This window comes from Luteimonas lutimaris (genome assembly GCF_039537065.1).
In the GTDB taxonomy this organism is placed as follows: domain Bacteria; phylum Pseudomonadota; class Gammaproteobacteria; order Xanthomonadales; family Xanthomonadaceae; genus Luteimonas; species Luteimonas lutimaris.
Genome location: NZ_BAAAZU010000003.1, coordinates 181442 through 193439 on the forward strand (window position 1 = coordinate 181442; position 11998 = coordinate 193439).

Genomic DNA, 11998 nt, shown 5'->3' on the forward strand with positions numbered 1-11998 from the left:
GCTGCGGGCGCGGGAAAGCCCGCCCGCGGCCCGCCCCATGGCCGCCGGGGCGGGTTTGCTAAGCTCCGGACCTTCCCGCGCCACGAGCGAACTTCGCCCATGACCGAACCGACCTCGCCCGCCAAGGCGGCCATGCCCCTGCACTGGAAGATCGGAATCGGATTCTTCCTTGGCCTCGCCATCGGCCTGGTCGTGTACTACACGCAACTGCATACGTGGACGCCGGTGGACCTGGCGTCCGCCGCCTGCACGGCGGGCGAGCCGGCGTGGTACTGCCGGCCGGTGGTGGAAGTGTTCGTGCACGGCATCACACGGCCGTTCGGCCAGCTGTTCCTGTCGCTGATCTTCATGCTGATCGTGCCGCTGCTGTTCTCGGCGCTGGTGACGGGCGTGACCGAGATGGGCGACATCCGCTCGCTCGGCCGCATCGGCTGGCGCACGCTGGCCTACACCATCCTGCTGTCGGGCATCGCGGTGGTGCTCGGCCTGGTGATGGTGGACGTGTTCGAGCCCGGGGCGGGCGTGGACCCGGTACTGGCGCAACAGCTGCTCAGCGAGGGTGCCGAGCGCGCGCAGGCCATCGTGCAGGAAAGCGGCGACCAGGTCAGCGGCGTCGACATGCTGCTGTCGATCGTGCCGGACAACGTCGTCGGCGCGGCGTCGAGCAACGCATCGATCCTGGCGCTGATGTTCTTCGCGCTGATGTTCGGTGTGGGCATCGTGGTCAGCAAGGCGACGCCGGCGATCGAGACGCTGCGCCGCGGCATCGAGGGCCTGTTCGAGGTCTCGATGACCCTGATCGGGATGGTCATCAAACTCGCGCCATACGCCGTGTTCTGTTTCATGTTCAATCTTGCCGTGCTGTTCGGCTGGGAGCTGCTGGTGCGCCTGGGCGCGTACGTGGCGGTGGTGTTCGGCGCGCTGGTGATCCACATGGTGGTGACCTACTCGCTGGCGCTGAAGTTCGTCGGCGGCTATTCGCCGGTGCGCTTCTTCAAGGGCGTGCAGGAGGCGATGCTGATGGCCTTCTCGACGGCGTCGAGCAACGCCACCCTGCCCACGGCGCTGCGCGTGGCCGACGAAGAGCTGGGCCTGCCCAGGCGCGTGTCGCGCTTCGTGCTGACCATCGGCGCCACCGCCAACCAGAACGGCACCGCGCTGTTCGAGGGCGTAACGGTGATCTTCCTGGCCCAGTTCTTCGGCGTGGAGCTGACGATCGGCCAGCAGGTCATGGTGATGCTGGTGTGCATCCTGGGCGGCATCGGCACCGCCGGCGTGCCCTCGGGCTCGCTGCCGGTGGTGGCGCTGATCTGCGCCATGGTGGGCGTGCCGCCGGAGGGCATCGGCCTGATCCTGGGCGTGAACCACTTCCTCGACATGTCGCGCACGGTGGTCAACGTCACCGGCGACTTGGGCATCGCGGCAATGGTGTCCAGGGGCGAGCCGGAAACCACCATGCTCGACGAGGCGGCGGCGGAACCCACCGCATAGCCGGGGCGCCTGCCTGTGCCCCCTTGGAAAAGGGGGGGCGCTGACGCACGGGCGTGTCGGGATCCAGTCCTTGCACGCAGTCCCCGGGATTCCTGCGCGGCTCGGCGTCGGACGCGCGGCATGTCCGCACGCGCGACCCTGCTTTCGCCCCCTTTGAAATAGCGGCGGGCCGGCGCAAGGCGCCGGACGGGGCTTGCTTTTGACTTTGGCCTTCCCGGACAAGACAAGAGCAAATCCGCCGCTTCGCTCGCCGTCCCCTTTTTACAAGGGTCTCGAGGCGCCCCTGGGGCGGCCCGCAAGAGGCCGGTGTTTTTGCTTCCCCGCGAGGGCATGGGACAATGCGCCGCCCGCGACTGGCCGGGCGCCACCCGTGATCCCAGCGCCCCATGACGACGCCCAGCCGCCGCGACCTCGCCAACGCCATCCGTTTCCTCGCCATCGACGCCGTGCAGGCGGCCAACTCCGGCCACCCGGGCATGCCGATGGGCATGGCCGACATCGCCGAGGTGCTCTGGAACGACTACCTGGGCCACAACCCCAACAATCCGAAGTGGTTCAACCGCGACCGCTTCGTGCTCTCCAACGGCCACGGCTCGATGCTGCAGTACGCGCTGCTGCACCTGTCCGGCTACGACCTGCCGATCGAGCAGATCAGGAACTTCCGCCAGCTCGAATCGCAGACCCCGGGCCACCCCGAGAACTTCATGACTCCCGGCGTGGAGACCACCACCGGCCCCCTGGGCCAGGGCTTCGCCAACGCCGTGGGCTTCGCTCTGGCCGAGAAGCTGCTGGCCCAGCACTTCAACCGCCCCGAATTCAACATCGTCGACCACCGCACCTGGGTGTTCATGGGCGACGGCTGCATGATGGAAGGCATCTCGCACGAGGCCGCCTCGCTGGCCGGCACGCTGGGGCTGGGCAAGCTGGTCGCATTCTGGGACGACAACCACATCTCCATCGACGGCGAGGTCGAGGGCTGGTTCACCGACGACACCCCGGCGCGCTTCGAGGCCTACGGCTGGCGCGTGATCCGCGACGTCGACGGCCACGACGCCGACGCGGTCAAGGCCGCGATCGAGCAGGCCATCGCGCACGACGACAAGCCGGTGCTCATCTGCTGCCGCACCACGATCGGCTTCGGCTCGCCGAACAAGGCCGGCAAGGAGTCCTCGCACGGCGCCGCGCTGGGCAAGGATGAAGTGGAAGCCACGCGCAAGGCGCTGGGTTGGGACTACGGGCCGTTCGAGATCCCGCAGCACATCCGCGACGGCTGGCGCGCCGGCAACGCGGGGCTGGTGCGCGAGGAGCAGTGGAACCGGATGTTCGACCAGTACGCGTCGCGCCATCCGGACCTGGCCGAGGAGCTGGTGCGCCGTTCGCACGCCGAGCTGCCGGAAGACTTCGCCGCCGCGGCGGACGCCTACGTCGCCAAGCTGCAGGCCGACGGTCCGAAGGTCGCCTCGCGCAAGGCCTCGCAGATGGCGATCGAGGCATTCGCGCCGCATCTGCCCGAACTGATCGGCGGCTCGGCCGACCTGGCCGGCTCTAACCTCACCCTGTGGAGCGGCAGCAAGTCGGTCGCCACCGACGATGCGGACGCCAACTACGTCTACTACGGCGTGCGCGAATTCGCGATGACCGCGATCAGCAACGGCCTGGCGTTGCACGGCGGCTTCATTCCCTACGACGCCACGTTCCTGGTGTTCAGCGACTACGCGCGCAACGCCGTGCGCATGAGCGCGCTGATGGGGGCGCATGCGATCCACGTCTACACCCATGATTCCATCGGCCTGGGCGAGGATGGTCCCACGCACCAGCCGGTCGAACACGTGGCGAGCCTGCGCCACATCCCCAACAACGACGTCTGGCGCCCCTGCGACGCGGTCGAGTCCGCGGTGTGCTGGCGCGCGGCGATCGAGCGCAGGGACGGCCCCAGCTGCCTGGTGTTCTCGCGCCAGGGCCTGGCCCACCAGCCGCGCAGCGACGCGCAGGTGGCGGAGATTGCGCGCGGCGGCTACGTGCTCAAGGACAGCGCGGGCGCGCCGGAGTTGATCCTGATCGCCACCGGTTCGGAAGTGGACCTGGCGATGCAGGCCGCCACGCAGCTGGGCGACGGCGTGCGCGTGGTCTCGATGCCGTCGACCGACGTGTTCGACCGCCAGCCGGCCGACTACCGCGAATCGGTACTGCCGAACGCCTGCCGCAAACGCGTGGCCATCGAGGCCGGGGTCACCGACTTCTGGCGCAAGTACGTCGGGCTTGACGGCGCGGTGGTCGGCATCGACACCTTCGGCGCCAGCGCGCCGATCGAGGCGCTGATGCCGCATTTCGGCTTCACGGTGGGCCGGGTCGTGGAGGCTGCGCGCGCCCTCTGAGGATCGCTTGCGCGCGCGAGGGGGTGCGTCCCTCAGTCGCCGCGTACGTCGTCGACCTCGGTCTGCACGACCTGCGTCCCCTGCAGGACATCCGTATAGCTGTCGTTCCCGGGGTCGTCCTGCGTGCCGCGGGGCAAGCCGGTCAGCACGGCGGCTTGCACGAATGAACCCACCGTGGCCTTCAGGGTATCGAGATCGCCTGCTTCGCCGTCGACCACGTCGGCAATGCCATCCTTGAGTTGCTGGATCTGCGCGGAGGTGAGCTTGTCTCCGCTCTTGAGTGCCTGGTCGATCAGCCCGTTGATACGCGCATTGTCGCCGAACGCAGCCTTGAGGTCCTTGCTTACCAGGCTGCTGATGGTGCCTCCGCCAGGGACCGCGGACAGCGCCAGGTCGACGACGAAGCTCACCAGTTGCTTGGTGGCGGCAGCGCGGTTGTCCTGATCGATCTTCATCTGCGACACGGCATCGATCGCTGCGCCGCCCAGCATGGCCAGGTCCTGGCGTGCCTGGGACACATCCATGCCCGGCGGGTAATCGTCACGCTGCACGCCGTTGAGGAAGTCCTTGCGCATCTGCGCCCACTGTTGGACGGCGTCCAGCGCCTGGTCCGCTTGCGGGTTGTCGGGATTGAATGCGGTCAGCCGCAGCAGTCCCCCCAGCTGTATGGCGTTCAGTCCGTATTGTTGCGCGTGCCCGGACTTGCCGCCGATCGGGTTTGTTTCCCAACGGGACAACTCAGTGAATACGGCATTGCCCTGCGGGCCGGCGATCAGGTTCGTCAATGCCTGCGAGATGCCTTCGACAGGTTTGTGCGAATAGGGGTCGTAGAAAACGTCATTGGTGTCATTGGCTGAGCCTGCATAGCGCGCAATGGCCACCGATATCTCGTTCCACTGGTATGTGGCACTTTGCCTGGCCACCGAGTTGATGAGCGTTTCGAGAGGATTGGTCGCGCCCATGGGGCGGCTGTTCTCGTAACCGATGCTGGCTTCGCCGACTGCGTGCAGGAGCTTGTCCATGATCGCGGCACGTGCCACCGGGTCGCTGGCCGCACCTTCCACCACCGTTGCGAAAACACGTGCAGCCATGTCCGGATCGCCGGAATCGGCGCAGATTTGCAGCGCCAGTCCAGGTTGGTTGCCTGCCCAGTTTTCCCCAATGGCATCCTTGAGGAGTGAAGCGGCGAAATTCTCGCGGAAAGTCTGCATCGCAGGCGAGTTTCCACCCGCCTGGAGGAATGTGCGCAGCTGTCCGAACTGGTCCGCCGCGTTTCCGGGCGAAACGTTCTGCAGCGAGAACACCTGCAGGAACTGCCGCATCTGCGCATCGGAAAACTTGCCCTCGTTATAGGCGCTGGCGAATGCATTGGAGATGGCGGCGAACTGTTCACCGCTGATGAGCCCGCTGTCGTGGAGCCGGCTCATGATCGGCAGCGTCATCCAGGAGGCCAGCGCGCCACCATCCTTTTCCAGCAGGACCTGAAGCAAGCGTGCGGCATCGTCCGGGCCCAGTTTTTCCATTTCCGCGGCAAAGCGCACCGCGCGACCGTCATAGTCGTCGACGACGACCCACCACCGCACCCCGGTATCGAGGATTTCCTGTGCGATCTGGTCGATCTGCCCGGCACTGGTCGTGTCCGCGGGCGGAGTCTGCGGATGCTCGACCGGCGATGGGGTCATGGGACCAACGGTGGGGCCACCCATGGCGACGCTCCCTTTCTGCTTATTGGATTGAAGATGTGGAAATTCTATTTACCCAAGGGGGTCGGCAACCATTAGGGAGAACCCGTGGTTACGGTGGATGCGGCGCCTGCATCAGTGAGCTGGTGCGTGACTGCCGGGTTTTCCTGAATCGACCCCGAATATCGTGCGACACCGGGCTGCAAGCCCGCAGGACCCTTCCAGGGGCAAGTGGAGACTGGTGGCTGAAGCGGTTCTATGGCGAGCGGGTCCGCGCCAGCGCATGCCGCAGCAATCGCGCCTGCAGCCATTCGCCGGCACCCTTTGGCGCCGACAGCCCCATCCGCTCCAGCGCCCCGTCATCGCGCCTGCCGGACGACAGCAGCGCCGCGGCGACCGTGCGTGCCTTGCCGCCGGCGCTGCCGGTGCGCGCCTTCAGCCAGCCCAGCGCCTTGAGCAGCTGTTGCTCCACGTCGGTGAAATCGCTGCCCAGCGGATAGTCGGGCAGGGTGCCGTCGGCGCGGAACGGCGCGAGCGACTCGCGCAGGCGCGCGGGCGTGTTGTGCGACCACGCGTCGGGCGGCGCGAAATCCGCGCGCAGCTTGCGGTCGCGCTTCGCGGTTTCGACCAGCCCGCGCTGGAAACGCGCGTCGGCGATGGCTGCCATTGCGATCACGCAGTCCTCGTCGTTGCGGCCGCGCAGGTCGGCGATGCCGTACTCGTCGATGTAGACGTCGCGCAGGTGTCGTGGGATGGTGCAGTGGCCGTAGTTCCAGCGGATGTTCGATTGCGCCTTGCCGCCGGCATCGCGGCTGGCGCGCAGCAGCAGAACCGAGCGCGCGTCGGGCAGCGCGTGCGCCATCGCCACGAAGTTGTACTGGCCGCCGACGCCGGACACCACGCGCCCGTCGTCCAGGCCGTCCGACACCGCCGCGCCCAGCGCGGTGGCCATCATGCAGGTGTTGAAGAAGCGCGCCTCGCGTCGCTGCGCGCGCTCGAGCATTTCGTTGCCGCCGTACAGCTGGTTGACCTCGCCGACCCGGCACATGCCGATGCCGCGGCGGGTGTCGTCGTCGAGGCCCTGCAGCCAGTCGTAGAAATCCTGCGATCCGAGGTAGAACGCGCCGTGCAGGAACTGGCCGTCGCGCGCCACCAGCTCCCGGTCCAGCTCGCTGGCCGTGCCGTCGTTCATGCGCTGCATCAGCGGCAGCTTGTCGACCACGCGGCGGCGCATCACGCCGCGCTCGACCAGCCGCTTGAAACCCTCGTTGACCATCTCGCTGCAGCCGTACAGGCCCTGCTCGAACGGCCCCAGGCCGCCGCTGGCGACCACCGCCGGATGGCGTTCGAACTCCGGGTCCAGCGCCGCCAGCACGCGGCGGTAGGCGGGGTTGTCGGTGTGGCGCAGCGCCAGCGCGTGGCACAGCGCGTCCGACAGCGCGCCGATGCCGACCTGCAGCGTGCCGCCGTCGCGCACCAGCGCGCTGGCGTACAGGCCGATCGCGTGCTCGGCGTCGCCCACGGGCTGGCGCGGCAGCGCGAACAGCTTCGGATACGGCGCCGGCGGTGCGACCACGAGGTCGAAGAAGTCCAGCGGCACCGCCGCGGTGCCGCCCAGCCACGGCAGCAGCGGATCGATCTCGGCCACCAGCAGCGGCCGCGGCAGGCCCGCCGCGACCAGCGCGTCGATCGCGTCGAAGGTGAGGTCGGTGTTCGAGGAGAGCGACAGCTGCGTGCCCTCGGCGTTCGCGGCCACTTTCTGCACGATGCAGTTGACGCCGCGGTCGACCAGCGCGCGCGCGACGTGGGTGTAGTTGAGGCTGGCGTAATGCCGCTGCGCCTGCGACGACCCCAGCAGCGCGCCGGACTGCACGTAGAACTCCTCGATCGTGACGTTGGCCGGCAGCGCGTCGCGCTTCTGCGCGGCCACGTAGTCCAGCCGCGGGAAATCGTCGCCGAAGTGGCGCGCCACGAATGGCCCAAGGAACCGGCCCTCCAGCCCCTTGCCCGCTGATGGCGGATCCAGCGACAGCGCGGTGTACAGCGCCAGCGTGCGCGACGGATCGCGTTCGATGCGGCCGTACAGCGCGTTGAGCAGCCGATGCGGCTTGCCGATGCCCAGCGGCGCGCCGACGGCCAGCGGCCCGGGGATGCGCGCGAGCAGGCGGTCGACGGCCAGGTCCAGCGAATCGATGAATTCGGTCATCGCGGCAGGGTACGGAGCGGGGCGTTAAGGGATGGCGTGGGGAGTGGCCCGTCCAGCCGGGGTGGGGTGAGTACGGTCATCCCGAGCGCAGCGAGGGATCTGCTTCCGACCCGACCAGCAGATCCCTCGCAGCGCTCGGGATGACAGATGTGATGCTGCCCAGTCCCAGTCCCAGTCCCAGTCCCAGTCCCAGTCCCAGTCCCAGTCCCAGTCCCGGCCCCAGCCCCGGCCCCGGCCCCGGCCCGGCCCCGGCCCCGGCCCCGGCCCAATCACCCGCACCTTGACACCGCCAGAAATTACAGATGTAATCGACAAAAATTACAGGTGTAAACATCATGCCCATCAGCGACGCCGAAGCCCAGGTCATGCAGGTCCTGTGGGATCACCATCCCCGCAGCGCCGATGAGGTGGTCGCCGCGCTCGCGCCCGGCACCGGCTGGGCCGAACCCACGGTCAAGACCCTGCTCAACCGGCTGCTCAACAAGGGCGCGATCGCGGCGACCCGCGATGGCCGCCGCTACCAGTACTCGCCGGTGCTGGCGCGCGAGGCCTGGGTGTCGCAGCAGAGCGAGGGCCTGCTGCAGCGCCTGTTCGGCGGCCGCGTGGCACCGCTGGTCGCCCACTTCAGCGAGCGCGGCCGGCTGAGCGAGGCCGATGTCGCCGAACTGCGCAAGCTGCTGGAGGAGATCGACGATGACGCAGGCTGAAGTGTTCCGCTGGCTGCTGGAAAGCACCTTCGCCAGCAGCGCCGCGATCGTGCTGGTGCTGCTGCTGCGCCGGCCGCTGCGCGCGGCGTTCGGCGCCAACGCGGCCTATCTGCTGTGGGCGCTGCCGCCGCTGGCGGTGCTGGCCGCGTCGCTGCCGGCGCGGGTCGTGCGTGTCGTCCTGCGGGAAACGGCGGGCGTGATCGGCGTTGGTGGCGCTGGCGCGGTCGAGCCGCTGGCGACGACAGGTTCAACGACCGCGTGGCTGCTGGCGGGCTGGGGCGCGGGCGCGGCTGCGCTGGCGCTCTGGCAGGTTGCGGCGCAGCGACGCTTCCGGCGCAGCCTCGGCGCCGTGCGCATGGGCGGGGACGGCCATCTGCGCGCCGAAACCAGCGCCGGGCTGCCGGCGGTGGTCGGCCTGCGCGCGCGGATCGTGCTGCCAGCGGACTTCGAAGCCCGCTACCGCGACGACGAGCGCGCCCTGATCCTCGCCCACGAACGCATCCACCTCGCGCGCCGCGACGTGCTCGGCAACGCGCTGCTGGCAGCGCTGTGCAGCGCGTACTGGTTCAACCCGCTGGCGTGGATCGCCGCCGACCGCTTCCGCCGCGACCAGGAGCTGGCCTGCGACGAGAGCGTCGTCGCCCGCAATCCGCACGCGCGCCGCGCCTACGGCGAGGCGATGGTCAAGACCCAACTGTCGGCGCTGCCGGCACCCCTGGCCTGCCATTGGTTCGGCAGCCATCCAGTCAAGGAGAGAATCGCCATGCTCAAGCGTCCCGTTCCCGGCAAGCGCCGGGTCTCCATCGGCCTTGCCGTCGCCGCCCTGGTCGTCACCGGTGGCAGCTTCGCCGCCTGGGCCGCGCGCCCGCCGGTCACGACCGTCGCGGTCGCAGGCCAGGCCGCGTCGGCAGCCGGCGCCGCGGCATCCGAACCGGCGTCAAGGACAATCACGCTGACCGCCACCCGGCAGCCGGCCCGCGAAGTGGTGCTGGAGGCCGCGCGCCTGGCGGGGCTGCACGTGGTCGATCCGCAGGCGGTGCCCGAAAAGCCGCTCACGCTGCAGTTCGCCGACATGGATGCCGGCATCGTGATGCAGATGATCGCCGAGGAGTGCGGACTCGTGGCCAGCATTGATGGCGACAGCGTGTCGTTCCGCGCGCGCACCGATGCGCAATCCCCGCTCGCCCCTGCCGGCAGGCAGGCAGACCGCGATGCGCATGTCGACGACCCGTCGCGGTGGCTGGCGCCGCCGAAATATCCCGCCGACGCCGCTGCCAACAAGGTGACCGGCAAGGTCGTGGTGATCGTCGATGTCGCCGCGGACGGCAGCGTGGCCGATGCGCGGGTGGAGAAATCCGAACCGGCCGGTGTGTTCGACCAGGCCACGCTGGATGCCGTGAAGCAGTGGAAATTCCAGCCGGCCATCAAGGACGGCAAGGCGGTTGCCGGGCGCGTGCGCGTGCCGGTCAATTTCGACATGGACGCGCCTGAGGATGCAGCATCGGACGGCAAGGCCTGACGCAGTGCGCGCCTGCGGCGCAGGCATGCAGGCGATGGCCGGGCTGGTCCTGGCCATCGCTGCCACGGGTTGCGCCACCCGCAGTACGCACATCGACCACCGCATGCTGCTTCCACAGGGCGGCGACCGCGTCGAGCTTGAATCACGGGAACTGTTCGTGATGCCGATCGCGCTGGCGTCGCCGGAGCCGGTGTTCCCGGAGACGGCGGCCGCGTCGGTCGACGTGGAGGTCTGCGCCGAGATCTGGCTGTCGGCCGACGGTGACGTGACCCGGGTGGCGCCGTTCCACGACGCGTCCGGATGTGCGCCGGACGGCGACCCGGCGGTGCGTGATTACGCGCAGGCGGTCGGCGACGCGCTGCGGCGCTGGGAGTTCACCCCGGCGATGATCTGCGAGTTTCCGCCGGAACTGCTTGCCCAACGCGATGAAGGCAACTGCACCGGCCCCGAAGTCAGCGTGCGGCGCGTGCCGGTGCGGTTGAACTACGCCTTCACTTTCAACAGCCGCGACGGCAGGCGCCGGGTCGGCATCGCGCGCAAGGCGGCGCGCTAGCGGCGGGGCAGTCAGTCCAGCGTATGCACCGCCCGCGTCAGCCGTTCGACCTCGTCGGCCGAATGGCTGACATAGATGATCGGCAGGGACGTCTCGTCGCGTACGCGCTGCAGGTAGGGGATCAGCTCTTCGCGGCGGGCCTGATCGAGGTTCGACAGCGGCTCGTCGAGCAGCAGGATGCGCGGCTGCGACAGCAGCGCGCGGCCGAGTGCCACGCGCTGCGCCTCGCCGCCGGACAGGTTGGCGGTGCGGCGCCTGAGCAGCGCGCCGATGCCGAGCAGGGCGACCACGTCGTCGAACGCGAATGCTGTGGAGCCGCCGGTGCGGCGTCCGTAGCGCAGGTTGCCGCGCACGGTCAGGTGCGGGAACAGCCGCGCGTCCTGGAACACGTAGCCCACGTGGCGCGCGTGCGCCGGCACATCGATGCCCGCGGCCGCGTCGAACAGGCAGCGCCCGTCGACCTCGATCCGGCCCTCGCGCGGCCGGATCAGTCCGGCGATGGCGTGCAGCACCGAGGTTTTGCCGGCGCCCGAATGGCCGGCCAGCGCGATCACGCGAGCGTCGTCGGCGATGCGCACGTGGCGGCGGAAGCCGCCGGCGGTGCGCGTGCCGCGCTCGATGACGATGTCCAGCGCCAGCATCAGCGTGCCCGCTCGCCGCGCTGGCGCCGCACCAGCCATTCGGAGACCAGCAGCGCCAGCAGCGAAATGCCCATTGCCACCAGCGCAAGCCGCCAGATCCCGGCGTCGCCGCCGGGCACCTGCAGCAGGCCGTAGATCGCCGACGAGATCGTCTGCGTCTCGCCGGGGATGGCGGAGACGAAGGTGATCGTCGCGCCGAATTCGCCCAGCGCCTTGGCGAACGCCAGCACCGCGCCGGCGACGATGCCCGGCCACGCCAGCGGCAGCGTCACGCTGCGGAACACGCGCCAGGGCGTCGCGCCGAGCGTGGCCGCGACCTGTTCGAGGCGGTGGTCGGCGGACTCGATCGACAGCCGGATCGTGCGCACCATCAGCGGGAAGCCCATCACCGCGCTGGCCAGCGCCGCGCCGGTCCAGCGGAACGCAACGCCGATGCCGAAATGCTGCTGCAGAAAACCGCCGATCACGCCCTGGTTGCCCAGCATCACCAGCAGCACGTAGCCAACCACCACCGGCGGCAGCACCAGCGGCAGGTGCACCAGCGCATCGACCAGCGCCTTGCCGAAGAAGCGCTTGCGGGCCAGCAGCCAGCCGGTGGCGATGCCGAAGGGCAGGCTGGCCAATGCGGCCACCGCGGCGACCTTCAGGCTCAGGGCGATGGCGGTCAGTTCGGCGGGGCTGAAGTCGAACATGCGGGTGGGCGGGAATGACACCAGGCCGTGGTGGGTGGGGGAACAGAGGGCGCTCGCCGTGCTCAAGCCATCCTACGGACTTGCGGCGCAGGGGTCTTGTGGGAGCGGCCATGGCCGCGATGGCACCCGGGC

The 11998-nt window shown here is 69.2% G+C and carries 8 protein-coding genes and 1 pseudogene; 5 read left to right on the forward strand and 4 right to left on the reverse strand.

Annotation, left to right across the window (positions count from 1 at the left end):
• The first annotated feature begins 99 nt into the window (after positions 1–99).
• Both ABD679_RS02925 and tkt read left to right on the forward strand, forming a co-directional pair.
• Entirely contained in the window at positions 100–1491 is a 1392-nt protein-coding gene (locus tag ABD679_RS02925; protein WP_344758442.1) for a dicarboxylate/amino acid:cation symporter, read from the forward strand.
• Between the two features lie 386 nt (positions 1492–1877).
• On the forward strand, positions 1878–3866 hold the full coding sequence (tkt, locus tag ABD679_RS02930) for a transketolase (RefSeq protein ID WP_344758443.1): 1989 nt from the start codon (positions 1878–1880) through the stop codon (positions 3864–3866).
• Between the two features lie 32 nt (positions 3867–3898).
• Here the strand turns inward: tkt and ABD679_RS02935 are convergent, their stop codons facing one another.
• Both ABD679_RS02935 and ABD679_RS02940 read right to left on the reverse strand, forming a co-directional pair.
• A complete protein-coding gene (locus ABD679_RS02935; protein ID WP_344758444.1) occupies positions 3899–5548 on the reverse strand; it encodes a hypothetical protein in 1650 nt (549 codons plus the stop codon).
• 256 nt (positions 5549–5804) lie between these two features.
• Complete coding sequence (locus ABD679_RS02940) at positions 5805–7754, reverse strand: acetyl-CoA hydrolase/transferase C-terminal domain-containing protein (protein ID WP_344758445.1); 1950 nt, start codon at positions 7752–7754, stop codon at positions 5805–5807.
• A 335-nt stretch (positions 7755–8089) separates the two neighbouring features.
• Here ABD679_RS02940 and ABD679_RS02945 point away from each other — a divergent pair, with 335 nt between their 5' ends.
• From ABD679_RS02945 to ABD679_RS02955, 3 genes and pseudogenes are all read left to right on the forward strand, one after another.
• A complete protein-coding gene (locus ABD679_RS02945; RefSeq protein WP_344758446.1) occupies positions 8090–8461 on the forward strand; it encodes a BlaI/MecI/CopY family transcriptional regulator in 372 nt (123 codons plus the stop codon).
• Positions 8448–9965: pseudogene (locus tag ABD679_RS02950) on the forward strand (TonB family protein); the annotation flags it as partial. The gene ABD679_RS02945 and the pseudogene ABD679_RS02950, both read left to right, overlap by 14 nt.
• 49 nt (positions 9966–10014) lie before the next feature.
• On the forward strand, positions 10015–10533 hold the full coding sequence (locus ABD679_RS02955) for a hypothetical protein (protein ID WP_344758448.1): 519 nt from the start codon (positions 10015–10017) through the stop codon (positions 10531–10533).
• A gap of 11 nt (positions 10534–10544) precedes the next feature.
• Here ABD679_RS02955 and ABD679_RS02960 read toward each other — a convergent pair whose 3' ends face one another.
• Together ABD679_RS02960 and modB are read right to left on the reverse strand one after the other, a co-directional pair.
• The gene (locus ABD679_RS02960) at positions 10545–11174 is read right to left on the reverse strand and encodes an ATP-binding cassette domain-containing protein (RefSeq protein WP_344758449.1); all 630 of its coding nucleotides are present in this window, start codon (positions 11172–11174) and stop codon (positions 10545–10547) included.
• Entirely contained in the window at positions 11174–11866 is a 693-nt protein-coding gene (gene modB / locus ABD679_RS02965) for a molybdate ABC transporter permease subunit (protein ID WP_344758685.1), read from the reverse strand. The genes ABD679_RS02960 and modB overlap by 1 nt, the downstream gene beginning before the upstream one ends.
• Positions 11867–11998 lie beyond the last annotated feature (132 nt).

Coding starts and splice junctions, on each gene's coding strand:
- ABD679_RS02935 (WP_344758444.1), bottom strand. CDS start 5,548: ATGACCCCATCGCCGGTCGAGCATCCGCAGACTCCGCCCGCGGACACG.
- tkt (WP_344758443.1), top strand. CDS start 1,878: ATGACGACGCCCAGCCGCCGCGACCTCGCCAACGCCATCCGTTTCCTC.
- ABD679_RS02925 (WP_344758442.1), top strand. CDS start 100: ATGACCGAACCGACCTCGCCCGCCAAGGCGGCCATGCCCCTGCACTGG.
- ABD679_RS02960 (WP_344758449.1), bottom strand. CDS start 11,174: ATGCTGGCGCTGGACATCGTCATCGAGCGCGGCACGCGCACCGCCGGC.
- ABD679_RS02955 (WP_344758448.1), top strand. CDS start 10,015: ATGGCCGGGCTGGTCCTGGCCATCGCTGCCACGGGTTGCGCCACCCGC.
- modB (WP_344758685.1), bottom strand. CDS start 11,866: ATGTTCGACTTCAGCCCCGCCGAACTGACCGCCATCGCCCTGAGCCTG.
- ABD679_RS02940 (WP_344758445.1), bottom strand. CDS start 7,754: ATGACCGAATTCATCGATTCGCTGGACCTGGCCGTCGACCGCCTGCTC.
- ABD679_RS02945 (WP_344758446.1), top strand. CDS start 8,090: ATGCCCATCAGCGACGCCGAAGCCCAGGTCATGCAGGTCCTGTGGGAT.